The organism is Curtobacterium salicis, assembly GCF_011759505.1.
GTDB lineage: Bacteria > Actinomycetota > Actinomycetes > Actinomycetales > Microbacteriaceae > Curtobacterium > Curtobacterium salicis.
This window is the reverse complement of the sequence record NZ_JAAOYO010000001.1, coordinates 310,109-324,776: the sequence shown is the minus strand read 5'-3', so window position 1 is coordinate 324,776 and position 14,668 is coordinate 310,109. Positions and strand designations below refer to the sequence as shown.

Here is a 14,668-nt window from a genome sequence, read left to right as displayed (position 1 = left end):
GGCGGAGCGGGCGCGGACCCGTCGGCGACTACTTCTTGGCGCTGAGCTGCTCGATGATCGCCTTGGCGACGTCGTGCATGGTCAGACGGCGGTCCATGGACGCCTTCTGGATCCACCGGAACGCCTCGGGCTCGGTCAGGCCCATCTTCTCGTTGAGCAGACCCTTGGCCCGGTCGACGAGCTTGCGGGTCTCGAACCGCTCGACGAGGTCGGCGACCTCTGCCTCGAGCGTGATGATCTGCTGGTACCGCGAGAGGGCGATCTCGATCGCGGGGAGCAGGTCGTTCGGGGTGAAGGGCTTCACGACGTAGGCCAGCGCGCCGGCCTCGGTCGCACGCTCGACGAGTTCCTTCTGGCTGAACGCCGTCAGGAGGACGACCGGCGCGATGTGGTTCTTGGACAGCTTCTCGGCTGCGGAGATGCCGTCGAGCTGCGGCATCTTGACGTCCATGATGACGAGGTCGGGACGCAGATCGGTCGCGAGCTGCACCGCGGTCTCACCGTCACCGGCTTCGCCGACCACGTCGAACCCGTTGTCGCGGAGGATCTCGACGATGTCGAGGCGGATGAGCGACTCGTCCTCGGCGACGACGACGCGACGGGGTGCGGCTGCGGTTGCTTCTGTGTCACTCACGACGGAGAGCCTACTAGACGCTCGATCCGACCGCGGCAACCCCGCCGCCGATCACACGAGGCCGACGCCGATGCATCAGGACCAGGCCGATCAAGATCAGGACAAGTACGAGTGGCGGGACTCGAACCCGCACGCCAGAGGCAGAGCATTTTGAGTGCCCCGTGTCTACCATTCCACCACACTCGCGAGCCGTGCCAGCGTAGCAGGAGCGCCCGGAGCCGCAGGTTCCGGCCAGCTCGCGTCCGGCGAGCGGCACACCGCGACGCGCGCCGCCCGGTCACGGTACGGTCGGAGGTCCGGCTGACCTGTCAGGGAGGAGCCCCGTGGACTCTCGTGCCGTCCGCACGTTCCGCGCGTTCGTCGTCGTCACCGCCGTCGTCGCGGTGGCCGCCGGCGTCGTCGCCGTCGTCTGGCCGCGCCCGACGCTCGTGCTCGTCGCACTGCTGTTCGGCGTCTACCTGGTCGTCGCGGGCGCCATGCGGGTGTTCGCCGCAGCGCGAGGGCACGGTACGCCGGCGGTCTGGCGCTGGACCTCCGGCGTGGTCGGAACCCTGGTCGGGATCGCCGGACTCGTCACGCTCCTCGACCCCGCGGTGCCGCTCGTCGTGTACGCGGTCCTCGCCGGGATCGGCTTCCTGGTCGAGGGCGTCGCGGCTCTGGTCGGGGCACTCGTCGGGCATCCCGGGTCCTCGCGCGCCCCGTCGGTCGTCAGCGGTGTGCTCTCGGTGCTCTGCGGTGCGGCCGTGCTCCTCGCGCCGACGACGGCGCTCGAGGTGTTCACGGTCCTCGCCGGCATCGCCCTCGTCGGGGTCGGCAGCGCGGCACTGCTCCTGCTGCCGCCGCGCGCGGCCGCACGCCGCTGACCTCGCCGGCTCGCGTGGATCGGCGCTAGGCCGTGCTCGTCCCGAAGAGCAGGCCGAGCAGGTACGTCACGACCGCGGCGCCGAAGCCGATCCCCAGTTGCCGGAGGGCTCGTCGCAGGGGCGAGGCACCACTCAGCACGCCGACCACCGCACCCGTCCCGAGCAGCGCCAGGCCGACCAGGGCCGCCGCGACCCCGATCGCCGGCCACCCCTCGAGCCCGAACAGGTAGGGCAGCACCGGGATCACGGCTCCCGAGGCGAAGAAGCAGAAGCTCGAGAGCGCCGCGCTCGTGCCGGTGCCGATCGCCTCGTGGTCCGCGGCGTCGTCCGGGACGCTCGGGCGGGGCAGCGCCGACCGCGACCGGACGACGGGGACGGAGCCCGACGGCGGCGCTGCCGACAGCGCGGCGATGACCTCGGCGGCGTGTGCCGCTGCCTCGACCTCGCTCATCCCCCGGGCCCGGTACACCAGCGCGAGCTCGTTCGCGTCGACGTCCAGGTCGGCGACCGCGTGCTGCGCCTCCGGGTGCGGTGCGGACGCCTCGAGCAACTCGCGCTGGGACCGCACCGAGACGTACTCCCCCGCGCCCATCGAGAGCGCACCCGCGAGCAGACCCGCGATGCCGCTCAGCAGGACGAAGTGTCGGTCCGCGCCCGAGGCGCTGATGCCGATGATCAGCGCCAGGTTCGACACCAGCCCGTCGTTCGCGCCGAACACCGCCGCGCGGAACGTCCCGGACAGGCGCATCCGCCCCCGGTTGGCGAGCCCCCGCACCACCTCGCCGTGGATGCGTTCGTCCGCGGCCATCGTCGCGGTCGCGTCGGCGTCGTCGGCGTAGGGCGACCGGTCCTCGGCACGCTGCATCAGCGCGAGCACGAACACCGACCCGAACCGCTTCGCCAGTGCCGCGAGGACACGGGTCCGCAGGCTGCCCGCGAGCGGTCGGCCGACCTCGTCGCCGAGCAGGTCGCGCCAGTGCTGCTCGTGTCGCCCCTCCGCCTCGGCGAGACCGGCGAGGATCTCGCGCTCCTCCCCGGTGCGGCGCGCAGACAGGTTGCGGTAGACGGCGGCCTCGGCGCGCTCGTCCGCCAGGTAGCGGCGCCACCGCTGGACGTCGGCACGGGAGGGCGTCGTGCCCACTGACTGGAGGTCGGGCTCACTCATGTGACGCTCCTCGCGTGTTCGGTCGGTCGGGACGGCACCACGCTACCGACGCGTGCCGCCCCGGGGACGCACGCCGGGCCTCCCGGCCGTCCAGGTCGAGCGGACACGTGACGGGAGGCCGCCACCCGATGCGGGTGACGGCCTCCGGTCGGGACGCTCCGCGGTCAGTCGCGGACGTAGGCCGGCGCGGCCTCGGCGTGCGCGTCACCGACGCGGTGTACGCGGAGGTCGTTCGTCGAGCCCTCGAGTCCGGGAGGGGATCCCGCCGTGACGATGACGCGGTCGCCGGGGATCGCGAGGCCGTTGCCGATGAGGACGTCGTCGACCTGCGAGAAGAGCTCGTCGGTGTGCGTCTTCCGGTCGACCAGGAAGGAGCGCACGCCCCAGGTCAGCGCGAGGCGACGACGGGTCGCCTCGTTCGGCGTGAAGGCGATGATCGGCAGACCGTGGCGGAGGCGCGACATGCGTCGTGCGGAGTCGCCGGACTCGGTGAACACGCAGAGGTAGGACGCCTCGGTGAACTCGGCGATCTCGACCGCAGCGAGGGTGATCGCACCGCCGAGGGTGCGCGGCTTCGTGCCGAGCGGCGCGATGCGCTCGAGGCCGTGGTCCTCGGTGGACTCGACGATGCGCGCCATGGTGCGGACCGTCTCGACCGGGTAGTCGCCGACGCTCGTCTCACCGGAGAGCATGACCGCGTCGGCCCCGTCGAGGACGGCGTTCGCGACGTCGGAGGTCTCGGCGCGGGTCGGGATCGGGGACGAGATCATCGACTCGAGCATCTGCGTCGCGACGATGACCGGCTTCGCCATCCGGCGGGACAGCTCGACGGCACGCTTCTGCACGATCGGGACGGCCTCGAGCGGGAGCTCCACACCGAGGTCACCGCGGGCGACCATGATGCTGTCGAAGGCGTCGATGATCTCCTCGAGCGCGTCGACGGCCTGGGGCTTCTCGACCTTCGCGATCACGGGGAGGCGCTTGCCCTCCTCGTCCATGATCTCGTGCGCGCGGACGACGTCCGAGGCGTTGCGGACGAACGACAGTGCGATGAGGTCCGCGCCCTGGCGGATGCCCCAGCGGAGGTCGGCCTCGTCCTTCTCGCTGAGTGCGGGGACGTTCACGGCCACGCCGGGCAGGTTGATGCCCTTGTTGTTCGACACCGTGCCGCCGACGACGACCTCGGTCCGCACGCGCACGCCGTCGGTGTCGAGGACGCGCAGGCGGACCCGGCCGTCGTCGATGAGCAGCGGGTCACCGGGCTTGACGTCCTGCGGCAGGCCCTTGAAGGTCGTGCCGCAGACGTCCTTGGTACCGGGGACGTCCTCGGTCGTGATGGTGAACTCGTCACCGACGGCCAGCTCGTGCGGGCCGTCCGCGAACTTCGCGAGACGGATCTTCGGACCCTGCAGGTCGACGAGGATCGCGACGGGCTTGCCGAGCTCCTCGGCGGCCCGGCGGACGTTCACGTAGTTGGCCTCGTGCACGCTGTAGTCACCGTGGCTGAGGTTCAGGCGGGCCACGTCGACCCCGGCCTGGATGATCTGCTTGACGACCTCGTAGTCGGCGGTTGCAGGTCCGAGCGTCGAAACGATCTTTGCGCGTCTCAATGGATTCCTTCGTGTGGTGGTGTGGCTTCGGGAACGACGAGAGGCCACCAGCACCCTATCGAGTGCAGGTGGCCTCTCGTCTACGGGGAGGGGACCATCAGACCGAGATCGCCCGGTCCGTCGCCTTGACCGGTGCGGGCAGGATCGTCGAGCCCTCGAGGTACTCGTCGACCTTCGCGGCGGCGGCGCGGCCCTCGGCGATGGCCCAGACGATCAGGGACTGTCCACGGCCGGCGTCGCCGGCGACGAAGACACCGGGCTCGTTGGTCGTGTAGTCGGCCTGACGGCTGACGCCGCCGGAGACGCTCGTCGGCAGACCCAACTGGGGCTCGAGCGTGTCCGTCTCGGGACCGGTGAAGCCCAGCGCGATGAGCACCAGGTCCGCCGGGATCTCCCGCTCGGTGCCGGCCTTCGGGACGCGGCGGCCGTCGAGGTACTCGGTCTCGGCGACGCGGAGTGCACGGACCTCGCCGGCCTCGTTGGACAGGAACTCCACCGTGGACGCGAGGAACATGCGCTCCCCGCCCTCCTCGTGGGCGCTCGTGACCTCGAACACGGTCGCGAACATCGGCCAGGGCTGCTCCGACGGGCGCTCCAGCGGCGGCTGCTTGCCGATCGCCAGGTTCGTCACGCTGAGCGCGCCCTGCCGGTGCGCGGTGCCGATGCAGTCCGCACCGGTGTCCCCGCCGCCGATCACGACGACGTGCTTGCCCTCGGCGCTGATCTGGTTGTCGACGACCGTGCCGGCGTTCGCGCGGTTCTGCTGGACCAGGTAGTCCATGGCGAAGTGCACGCCGGCCAGGTCGCGGCCCGGGATCGGCAGGTCACGCGGCACCGTGGCGCCGGTGGCGACGACGACCGCGTCGTACCGCGACTTCAGGTCGTCCCAGGTGATGTCCCGGCCGATCTCGACACCGGCCCGGAAGCGGGTGCCCTCGGCCTGCATCTGGGCGAGGCGGGCGTCGATCTGCCGCTTCTCCATCTTGAAGTCCGGGATCCCGTAGCGGAGCAGACCCCCGATGCGGTCGTCGCGCTCGTAGACGGCGACGGTGTGGCCGGCGCGGGTGAGTTGCTGCGCGGCGGCGAGCCCGGCGGGACCGGATCCGACGACCGCAACGGTCTTGCCCGTCAGGCGCTCCGGCGGGTGGGGGGTGACCCACCCGTTCTGGAACGCGTCGTCGATGATCGAGACCTCGACCTGCTTGATGGTGACCGGCGGCTGGTTGATGCCCAGCACGCAGGACGCCTCGCAGGGGGCCGGGCACAGACGACCGGTGAACTCCGGGAAGTTGTTCGTCGCGTGCAGACGTTCGATCGCCTGACGACCCTCGCCACGCCAGGTGAGGTCGTTCCACTCCGGGATGAGGTTGCCGAGCGGGCAGCCCTGGTGGCAGAACGGCACACCGCAGTCCATGCATCGGCCGGCCTGACGCTTCAGCGCACCGGACTCCTGCTGCTCGTAGACCTCTTTCCAGTCCATGAGGCGGACGGGGACGGGGCGGCGGGGCGGCAGTTCACGTTCCTGGACCTTCAGGAACCCCTTGGGGTCAGCCATGGGTCACCTCCTGGGTGGTGGTGCGGGTCGAGCGGGAGTGGGGAGTGCGGGTGCACGTGCTGTCAGCCACCGGTGACCTCCAGGATGCGGTTCCAGACGACGGTGCCGTCCGGGTCGAGGCCCTCGTCGACGGCCTGGCGACGCGTCTCGAGCACGGCCGCGTAGTCGCGCGGCAACACCTTGACGAACTCGGAGAGGTCGCCGGCGTCGAGCAGGCCCGCGGCGATCGTCGAACCGGTCTCGTCGGCGTGCCGGCGGAGCAGGTCGGTGACGATCTCGACGTCGGCGCTGTCGAGCGGCTCGAGCCGGAGCTCGCCGGAGGCCAACGCGTCGGTGTTGACGAGTTCGCGACTGAGCCCGCGGACGTACGCCGTGCCTCCCGACATGCCGGCGCCGAGGTTCCGGCCGGTCTCGCCGAGGATGAGCGCGAGACCACCGGTCATGTACTCGAGCGCGTGGTCGCCCACGCCCTCGACGACCGCGGTCGCGCCGGAGTTCCGGACCAGGAAGCGCTCCCCCACGATGCCGCGGATGAACATGCTGCCCTGGGTGGCGCCGTAGCCGATGACGTTGCCGGCGATGACGTTCTCGGCCGGGTCGAACCCGACGTCCTCGGCGGGACGGACGACGATCTCGCCGCCGGACAGGCCCTTGCCGACGTAGTCGTTGCTGTCACCGACCAGGCGGAGCGTGATGCCCGCCGGCAGGAAGGCGCCGAGCGACTGCCCGGCGGACCCGCGGAGCGTGATGTCGATCGACCCGGTCGGCAGACCGTTCTCGCCGTGGCGCAGGGTGACCTCGTGGCCGAGCATCGTGCCGACCGCGCGCTCCGTGTTGCGGATCGGCAGGTCGAGCGCCAGCGTCCCACCGTGCTCGAGCACGTCGGACGCCTCGGCGATGAGCCGGACGTCGAAGTGCTGCTCGAGCTCGTGGTCCTGCGCGCGGCGACGGCTGCGCGGCTCGTCGGGGGCGAAGTCCGGTCCCTTGAGCACGGGCCCGAGGTCGAGACCGGAGGCCTTCCAGTGCTCCACCGCACGGTCCACGTCGAGGGCGTCGGCGTGACCGATCGCCTCCTCGAGGCTGCGGAAGCCGAGCTCGGCGAGCAGCTCGCGCACCTCCTGCGCGATGAACTCGAAGAAGTTCACGACGAACTCCGGCTTGCCGGAGAAGCGCTTGCGGAGCTCGGGGTTCTGCGTCGCGACGCCCACCGGGCAGGTGTCGAGGTGGCAGACGCGCATCAGGATGCAGCCCTCGACGACCAGCGGAGCGGTGGCGAAGCCGTACTCCTCGGCGCCGAGCAGGGCGGCCACGACGACGTCACGACCGGTCTTCATCTGCCCGTCGACCTGCACCGTGACGCGGTCGCGCATGCCGTTGAGCATGAGCGTCTGCTGCGTCTCGGCGAGTCCGATCTCCCACGGCGTGCCGGCGTGCTTCAGCGAGTTCAGCGGGCTGGCACCGGTCCCACCGTCGTGACCGGAGACCAGCACGACGTCGGCCAGGGCCTTCGTCACGCCGGCCGCGACCGCGCCGATGCCGGACTGGCTGACGAGCTTGACGTGCACACGCGCCGAGGGGTTGGCGCGCTTGACGTCGAAGATCAGCTGCTTGAGGTCCTCGATCGAGTAGATGTCGTGGTGCGGCGGGGGCGAGATGAGGCCGACGCCCGCGGTGGCGTGACGGGTGCGGGCGACCCACGGGTACACCTTCTGCGGGGGCAGCTGACCACCCTCGCCGGGCTTGGCGCCCTGGGCCATCTTCAACTGGATGTCGGTGGCGTGCGTGAGGTACATGCTCGTCACGCCGAACCGGCCGGAGGCGACCTGCTTGATCGCGCTGCGGCGCTCGGGGTCGAGCAACCGCTCGACGTCCTCGCCGCCCTCGCCGGTGTTGGACCGCCCGCCGAGGCGGTTCATCGCGATCGCGAGCGTCTCGTGGGCCTCCTGCGAGATGGACCCGTAGGACATCGCACCGGTGTTGAAGCGCTTGACGATCTCGGCGATCGGCTCGACCTCGTCGAGCGGCACCGGGGTGCGGTCGCCGGCGGAGAACCCGAACAGGCCGCGCAGCGTCATGAGCTGCTCGGACTGGTCGTCGACCGCCTTCGAGTACTCGCGGAACACGTCGTACCGGCGGGCACGGGTGGCGTGCTGCAGGCGGAAGACGGTGTCCGGGTTGAACAGGTGCGGCGGTCCTTCACGGCGCCACTGGTACTCGCCGCCGGTCTGCAGGCGCTCGTGCGAGAGCACCGCGCCGTCCTGCGGGTAGGCCTGGGCGTGACGCTCGGCGTTCTCGGCCGCGATCACGTCGACGTCGACGCCGCCGAGGATGGACGACGTGCCGGTGAAGTACCGGTCGACGAACTCCTGGCTCAGGCCGACGGCCTCGAACGCCTGGGCGCCGGCGTAGCTGGACACCGTGGAGATGCCCATCTTCGACATGATCTTCAGGACGCCCTTGCCGAGCGCCTTGATGACGTTCTTCACGGCCTGCTCCGGGGTGAGCCCGGTGATCATGCCGGAGCGCACGAGGTTCTCGCAGGTCTCCATGGCGAGGTACGGGTTGATCGCCGAGGCGCCGTACCCGATGAGCGTGGCGACGTGGTGGACCTCGCGCACGTCGCCGGCCTCGACGATCAGGCCGACCTTCATGCGCTGCTCGGTCCGGATCAGGTGGTGGTGCACCGCGGCGAGCAGCAGCAGGCTCGGGATCGGCGCGCTCTCGGCGTTGCCGTCGCGGTCCGACAGGACGATGAACTGCTTGCCCGACTCGATCGCCGCATCGACCTCGTCGCAGACGGCCTGGAGGCGCTGCTCCATCGCCGTCTCGCCGGCGTCGACCCGGTAGAGCCCACGGATCGTCACGGTGAGGTGCCGGCCGGAGGCCGTCTCGAAGTGCTGGATCTTCGCCAACTGGTCGTTGTCGATCACCGGGAAGTCGAGCACGATCTGCTTCGCGTGCTCCGGTCCGGCGCTCAGCAGGTTGCGCTCCGGACCGAGTCCGAGACCCATCGACGTGATGACCTGTTCGCGGATCGAGTCGAGCGGCGGGTTCGTGACCTGGGCGAACTGCTGCGTGAAGTAGTCGAACAGCAGGCGCGGTCGCTGCGACAGCACGGCGATCGGGGTGTCCGACCCCATGGCTCCGAGCGGCTCCGCGCCGGTCTGCGCCATCGGACGCAGCAGGACGCGGACCTCTTCCTCGGTGTACCCGAAGGCGCGCTGACGCCGGGTCACCGACGCCGGCGTGTGCACGATGTGCTCGCGGTCGGGCAGGTCGTTGAGGTTGATGCGCCCGGACTCGAGCCAGTCGGCCCACGGCCCCGAGGTCGCGAGCTCGCGCTTGACCTCGTCGTCCTCGATGATCCGACCGTTCTCGGTGTCGACCAGGAACATCCGACCCGGGCGGAGACGGCCCTTCCGGACCACCTTGGACGCGGGCACGTCGATGACACCGGTCTCACTGCCCATCACGATGAGGCCGTCGTCGGTCACCAGGAAGCGACCGGGGCGCAGGCCGTTGCGGTCGAGCGTGGCCCCGACGAGCGTGCCGTCGGTGAAGGTGATGGCCGCCGGGCCGTCCCACGGCTCCATGAGCATCGAGTGGTACTCGTAGAACGCCCGGAGCTCGGGGTCCATGTCGGTCTGGTTCTCCCAGGCCTCCGGCACCATCATCGACATCGCGTGCGGCAGCGACCGCCCGGTGAGCGTGAGGAGCTCGAGGACCTCGTCGAAGGAGGCCGAGTCGCTCGCACCGGGGCTGACGATCGGCAGCAGCGGGGCCATGTCGCCGAGCAGGTCGCTCTCGAGCTGCGACTGACGGGCGCGCATCCAGTTGCGGTTGCCGCGGACGGTGTTGATCTCACCGTTGTGTGCGAGCGACCGGAACGGCTGCGCGAGGGGCCAGGACGGGAACGTGTTCGTCGAGTACCGCGAGTGCACGATCGCCAGACGGGAGGCGAAGCGCTCGTCGCTGAGGTCCGGGTAGAACGGCTCGAGCTGCAGCGTCGTGACCATGCCCTTGTAGACCATGGTGCGGCTCGACAGCGACATGAAGTAGAGCTCGCTGCCCTGCTCGGCGCGCTTGCGGAGGCGGAAGGCCTGGCGGTCGAGGTCGATGCCGGAGCGGAGCGCGCCCTGCTCGTCGTGGTGGGTGGACGCGACGAAGACCTGCTCGAAGGCGGGCATCGCGGCGCGGGCGAGGGTGCCGAGCACCTCGGGCCGGACCGGGACCTCGCGCCAGCCGAGGACACGGAGCCCCTCGGTGACGGCGAGCTGCTCGACGGACGTCTTGACTTCCGCGCGGGCGGCGGCGTCGAGCGGCAGGTAGGCCGTGCCGACGGCGTACTGTCCGGCGTCCGGCAGGTCGAAGTCCACGACGGCGCGGAAGAAGTCGTCCGGGACCTGGCAGAGGATGCCGGCCCCGTCACCGGTGCCGGCGTCGGAGCCGACGGCACCGCGGTGCTCGAGGTTCCGGAGCGCGCCGAGCGCGGCGTCGACGATGTCGTGCCCGGGCGTCCCGCGGAGCGTCGCGACCATGGCGAGGCCACAGGCGTCCTTCTCGTTCGCCGGGTCGTACATGCCGGCGGCGTCGGGGATCGCCGAGAACCGTCGGTGCGGCGAGCGGAGCCCGGTCCGCGACGACGGGGCTGACGCGCCGTTCGGGAGTGCAGAGGGCTGGGGTGGCAGGAGCGCCATGGGGAACCGTCCTCACGAGGAAGTGGAACAGGGACAGCGATGGCCCGGTGGTGCGTTCCGCCCGAGCGGGCGGGACTGGTGCCCGTGCTCGCCGTCAGGCTGTGCCCTGACGGCGTGCGAGGAGTGGGGTCCGCTTGTGGCGGACCGCAAGCGCGGTGTGGTGCTGCGTTCGGGGAGAGGCTGGGGACCTCAGTGTCGGTCGGCGACGGCGGCGACCGGCTCCGGATCGGCGACACCGGTCGTGGTGTCGTGCTCCGAGTAGGTGTCGTCCGAGTCTACATCGGACTTCGAGCGAGGCTCGCGACCCGGCAGGTACGGGCTGGGTTCCTTGCCGACGTGTCGTCGCGACTGGATCGCGAAGACGAGGACGCCGAGCAGGATCGCGGCGAAGGACATCCAGACGTTGGTGCGGACGCCGGCGAAGGTCTCGCTCGTGTCGACACGGATGGACTCGAGCACCGACCGACCGATGCCGTACCAGACGAGGTAGAGCGCCATGACGCGGCCCCACTGCAGGCGGAAACGGCGGTCGATGAGCAGGATCAGCACGGCACCGACGACGTTCCAGATGATCTCGTAGAGGAACGTCGGGTGGAACAGCACGCCCTCCGGCAGGCCCTTCGGGTACGCCGGGTTCGAGGCCTCGATCTGCAGGCCCCACGGCAGGTTCGTCGGCATGCCGAAGAGCTCGTGGTTGAAGTAGTTGCCGAGTCGGCCGGCGGCCTGGGCGAGCAGCACGCCGGGGGCGGCGGCGTCGATGAACGCCGAGAAGCGCAAGCCCGTCATGCGGCAGCCGATCCAGGCGCCGACGGAGCCCAGGATCAGCGCGCCGAAGATGGCGAGCCCGCCCTCCCAGATGTAGAAGATCGAGAACGGGTCGATGCCGGGGCCGAAGTAGTCGCTGACGTGCGTGAAGACGTGGAACAGGCGACCGCCGATGATGCCCGCCGGTACCGCCCAGATCGCGATGTCGATGATGATCCACCGCTCGGCGCCGCGCGCGTTGAGCCGGTTGTTCGTGAGCAGCACGCAGATGACGATCCCGATGAGGATGCAGATCGCGTACGCGTGGATCCGGAAGTCGAGCGGCAGCGTGAAGCCGGCCACACGCTGCAGCCAGGCGGTCAGGTCGAAGTACTGCCAGGCCGTGCTCGGGCTCGGGATGCTCAGGAGGGGCATGTGCGACTGTCGCCTTTCACGTGTGGAGCTGGGCAGCCGATGGGGCTGGCGACCCTCTCGGCCCGGTCGGCACTACCCGGTGAGCACTGCCTGCGGGCCCGGTCGGCCCGGATCACTGTAGCGCGGCTCAGCGCCGTGCTGCGCCGGACGACAGGTCGGCCGCGCGCTCCGCGACACCGGTCACGCCGAGGTCGGCGAGGGCACGGACGAACGCGGAGCCGATGATCGCTCCATCGGCGTACTCGAGCACCTCGGCGACCTGCTCGGCGGTCGAGATGCCGAGGCCGACGCAGGTGCGCTGGACACCGGCGTCGCGGAGCCGCGAGACGACCGTGCGAGCGGCCGTGTCGACGCCCAAACGGGCACCGGTGACGCCCATCGTCGAGACGGCGTACACGAAGCCGCGGCTGCGGTCGACGGCCTGACGCATGCGGGTGTCGGTGGAGGACGGCGCCGCGAGGAACACCCGGTCGAGCCCGGTGCGCTCGGACGCGTCGATCCACTGCTGTCCCTCGTCCGGGATCAGGTCCGGCGTGATGAGGCCGGCGGCACCCGCGGCGACCAGGTCGTCGGCGAAGCGCTCGACGCCGTACCGCAGCACCGGGTTCCAGTAGGTCATCACCAGGACCGGCACGTCGACCCGCTCGGTGATGGCGTTGACGGCGTCGAACACCTGCGCCACCTTGAACCCGTTCGCCAGGCTCTCCTCTGCCGCGCGCTGGATGACGGGGCCGTCCATCACGGGGTCGGAGTACGGCAGGCCGAGCTCGATGACGTCGACGCCGTTCTCGGCGAGGGCGACGGCCGCGTCCACGCTGGTCTGCAGGTCGGGGTAGCCGGCCGGCAGGTAGCCGACGACGGCCCCGGCGCGCTCGGCGTTGGCGCGGTCGATGGTTTCGGCAACGGTCTTGTTCGTGCTCATGACTGCTCCGCCGTCTCGTCGAGGATGCCGAAGTAGCGGCTGGCCGAAGCCACGTCCTTGTCGCCGCGTCCGGAGAGGTTCACGAGGATGACACCCTCCGGCCCGAGCTCCTTGCCGAGCTTGATCGCTCCGGCGAGGGCGTGGGAGGACTCGATCGCGGGGATGATGCCCTCGGTCCGGCTCATCAGGCGGAAGGCCTCCATCGCCTCGGTGTCCGTGATGGGCTCGTACTTGGCCCGGCCGATCGACGCCAGGTACGCGTGCTCCGGGCCGACGCTCGGGTAGTCGAGCCCGGCGGAGATGCTGTGGCTCTCGATGGTCTGGCCGTCCTCGTCCTGCATCAGGTACGACTTGGCCCCCTGCAGCACGCCTTCGCGCCCGAGGGTGATGCTGGCGGCGTGACGGCCGGTCTCGACCCCGTCACCGCCCGCTTCGAACCCGTGCAGGCGGACGGACTCGTCGTCGAGGAACGCCTCGAAGATGCCCATCGCATTCGATCCGCCGCCGACGCACGCGGCGACGGCGTCGGGGAGACGACCGACGCGGTCCAGGACCTGCTGCCGGGCTTCCTCCCCGATGACCTTGTGGAACTGGCGCACCATCTCGGGGAAGGGATGCGGGCCAGCGACCGTGCCGAGGAGGTAGTGCGTCGAGTCGACGTTCGCGACCCAGTCGCGGAGGGCGTCGTTGATGGCGTCCTTCAGGGTGCGCGAACCGGTCTCGACCGGGATCACCTCTGCCCCGAGCAGCCGCATCCGGGCGACGTTGAGCGCCTGGCGCTCGGTGTCGACGGCACCCATGTACACGACGCAGTCCATGCCGAACAGGGCGGCCGCGGTCGCGGTGGCGACGCCGTGCTGCCCCGCCCCGGTCTCCGCGATCAGCCGGGTCTTGCCGAGTCGGCGCGCGACGAGTGCCTGACCGAGCACGTTGTTGATCTTGTGCGAGCCGGTGTGGTTGAGGTCCTCGCGCTTGAGGATGATCCGGGCGCCACCGGCGTGCTTCGCGAACCGCGGCACCTCGGTGATGATCGACGGACGTCCGGTGTAGTCGCGCTGGAGGGTGTCCAGCTCGTTCCGGAAGGACGGGTCCGCCCAGGCCGCACGGAACGCGGTCTCGAGTTCGTCGAGCGCCAGGACGAGCGACTCGGGGACGAACCGCCCACCGAAGTCGCCGAAGTAGGGGCCTTGCAGGTCACGGAGTGAGGTCACGGTGGTGCTCCCAGGGGGTCCGGCGTGCACCGGACGGGTTGTCAGCCGTCGATGAACGACGCGAGCGTGGCGGCGGGGTCGGCGCCGGTGACCAGCGCTTCACCCACGAGGACGACGTCGGCACCGGCGGACCGGTAGTGGGCGACGTCGGCGGGGGTCTTCACGGCGGACTCGGCCACGCGGACGACCCCGTCGGGGATGCGGTCGGCCAGGGACCCGAACAGGTCACGGTCGAGCGAGAAGTCGGTGAGGTCGCGGGCGTTGACGCCGAGGATCCGAGCGCCGGCGTCGAGGCCACGCGAGACCTCGTCCGCGGAGTGCGCTTCGACCAGGACGCGCATGCCGAGTTCCTCGGCGAGGCCGTGGAGCTCGACGAGCGTGGGCTGCTCGAGCGCGGCGACGATGAGCAGGACGATGTCGGCGCCGGCAGCACGGGCTTCGATGACCTGGTACGGGTCGGCGATGAAGTCCTTGCGGAGCACGGGGATGCCGACCCGGGCCTTGACCGCTTCGAGGTCTGCGAGCGAGCCGAGGAACTTCCGGCCCTCGGTCAGGACGCTGATCGCGGAGGCTCCCCCGCGCTCGTAGTCCGCCGCGAGACCCGCGGGGTCGGCGATCGCGGCCATCGACCCGCGCGACGGGCTCGCCCGCTTGACCTCGGCGAGGACCTTCACCCGGTCGCCGGGGGCCAGGAAGCCGAGCGCGTCGAGCGGCGACGCCACCCGGTCGAGGTCACGCTCGACGTCCGCGTAGGGACGGTCGAGACGACGGGCCGCGGCGTCCTCGAGAGCGCCGGCGACCAGGCTCTGCAGCAGGTTGGTGCCGGGTGTGG

General features: G+C 70.7%; 10 protein-coding genes and 1 tRNA gene. 1 reads left to right on the top strand and 10 read right to left on the bottom strand.

Annotation, left to right across the window (positions count from 1 at the left end; all coding sequences use genetic code 11):
• Positions 1 to 28 precede the first annotated feature (28 nt).
• Both E9228_RS01530 and E9228_RS01525 read right to left on the bottom strand, forming a co-directional pair.
• Positions 29 to 634: an ANTAR domain-containing response regulator gene (locus E9228_RS01530; RefSeq protein ID WP_110825040.1), complete on the bottom strand. Its 606-nt coding sequence runs from the start codon at positions 632 to 634 to the stop codon at positions 29 to 31.
• Positions 635 to 740: 106 nt separating this feature from the next.
• Positions 741 to 820, bottom strand: a tRNA-Leu gene (locus tag E9228_RS01525).
• A 137-nt stretch (positions 821 to 957) separates the two neighbouring features.
• Between E9228_RS01525 and E9228_RS01520 the strand changes: the two genes are divergently transcribed.
• Positions 958 to 1,497, top strand: a complete 540-nt coding sequence (locus tag E9228_RS01520) for a DUF308 domain-containing protein (RefSeq protein WP_166778848.1) — start codon at positions 958 to 960, stop codon at positions 1,495 to 1,497.
• 25 nt (positions 1,498 to 1,522) lie between these two features.
• Here E9228_RS01520 and E9228_RS01515 read toward each other — a convergent pair whose 3' ends face one another.
• The 8 genes from E9228_RS01515 to trpC all read right to left on the bottom strand — a co-directional run bounded on the left by E9228_RS01515 (position 1,523) and on the right by trpC (position 14,651).
• A complete protein-coding gene (locus E9228_RS01515) occupies positions 1,523 to 2,662 on the bottom strand; it encodes a VIT1/CCC1 transporter family protein (RefSeq protein WP_166778847.1) in 1,140 nt (379 codons plus the stop codon).
• Between the two features lie 164 nt (positions 2,663 to 2,826).
• Complete coding sequence (gene pyk, locus E9228_RS01510) at positions 2,827 to 4,272, bottom strand: pyruvate kinase (RefSeq protein WP_166778846.1); 1,446 nt, start codon at positions 4,270 to 4,272, stop codon at positions 2,827 to 2,829.
• Positions 4,273 to 4,369: 97 nt separating this feature from the next.
• Positions 4,370 to 5,827, bottom strand: coding sequence for a glutamate synthase subunit beta (locus E9228_RS01505; RefSeq protein ID WP_166778845.1), 1,458 nt, complete (start codon positions 5,825 to 5,827; stop codon positions 4,370 to 4,372).
• Positions 5,828 to 5,889: 62 nt separating this feature from the next.
• Entirely contained in the window at positions 5,890 to 10,407 is a 4,518-nt protein-coding gene (gltB, locus tag E9228_RS01500; protein WP_166779354.1) for a glutamate synthase large subunit, read from the bottom strand.
• A 306-nt stretch (positions 10,408 to 10,713) separates the two neighbouring features.
• A complete protein-coding gene (lgt, locus tag E9228_RS01495) occupies positions 10,714 to 11,703 on the bottom strand; it encodes a prolipoprotein diacylglyceryl transferase (RefSeq protein WP_166778844.1) in 990 nt (329 codons plus the stop codon).
• A gap of 127 nt (positions 11,704 to 11,830) precedes the next feature.
• Positions 11,831 to 12,625 (bottom strand): tryptophan synthase subunit alpha, encoded by a 795-nt coding sequence (gene trpA / locus E9228_RS01490; protein WP_166778843.1) that lies wholly within the window; start codon positions 12,623 to 12,625, stop codon positions 11,831 to 11,833.
• Positions 12,622 to 13,836, bottom strand: a complete 1,215-nt coding sequence (gene trpB / locus E9228_RS01485; RefSeq protein WP_166778842.1) for a tryptophan synthase subunit beta — start codon at positions 13,834 to 13,836, stop codon at positions 12,622 to 12,624. Before trpB ends, trpA begins: the two co-directional genes overlap by 4 nt.
• Before the next feature lie 41 nt (positions 13,837 to 13,877).
• Complete coding sequence (trpC, locus tag E9228_RS01480) at positions 13,878 to 14,651, bottom strand: indole-3-glycerol phosphate synthase TrpC (RefSeq protein WP_166779353.1); 774 nt, start codon at positions 14,649 to 14,651, stop codon at positions 13,878 to 13,880.
• Positions 14,652 to 14,668: the final 17 nt, after the last annotated feature.

Bases quoted from the DNA above. Each gene is read 5' to 3' on its own strand.
- E9228_RS01515 (WP_166778847.1), bottom strand. From the start codon at position 2,662: ATGAGTGAGCCCGACCTCCAGTCAGTGGGCACGACGCCCTCCCGTGCC.
- E9228_RS01505 (WP_166778845.1), bottom strand. From the start codon at position 5,827: ATGGCTGACCCCAAGGGGTTCCTGAAGGTCCAGGAACGTGAACTGCCG.
- gltB (WP_166779354.1), bottom strand. From the start codon at position 10,407: ATGTACGACCCGGCGAACGAGAAGGACGCCTGTGGCCTCGCCATGGTC.
- lgt (WP_166778844.1), bottom strand. From the start codon at position 11,703: ATGCCCCTCCTGAGCATCCCGAGCCCGAGCACGGCCTGGCAGTACTTC.
- trpA (WP_166778843.1), bottom strand. From the start codon at position 12,625: ATGAGCACGAACAAGACCGTTGCCGAAACCATCGACCGCGCCAACGCC.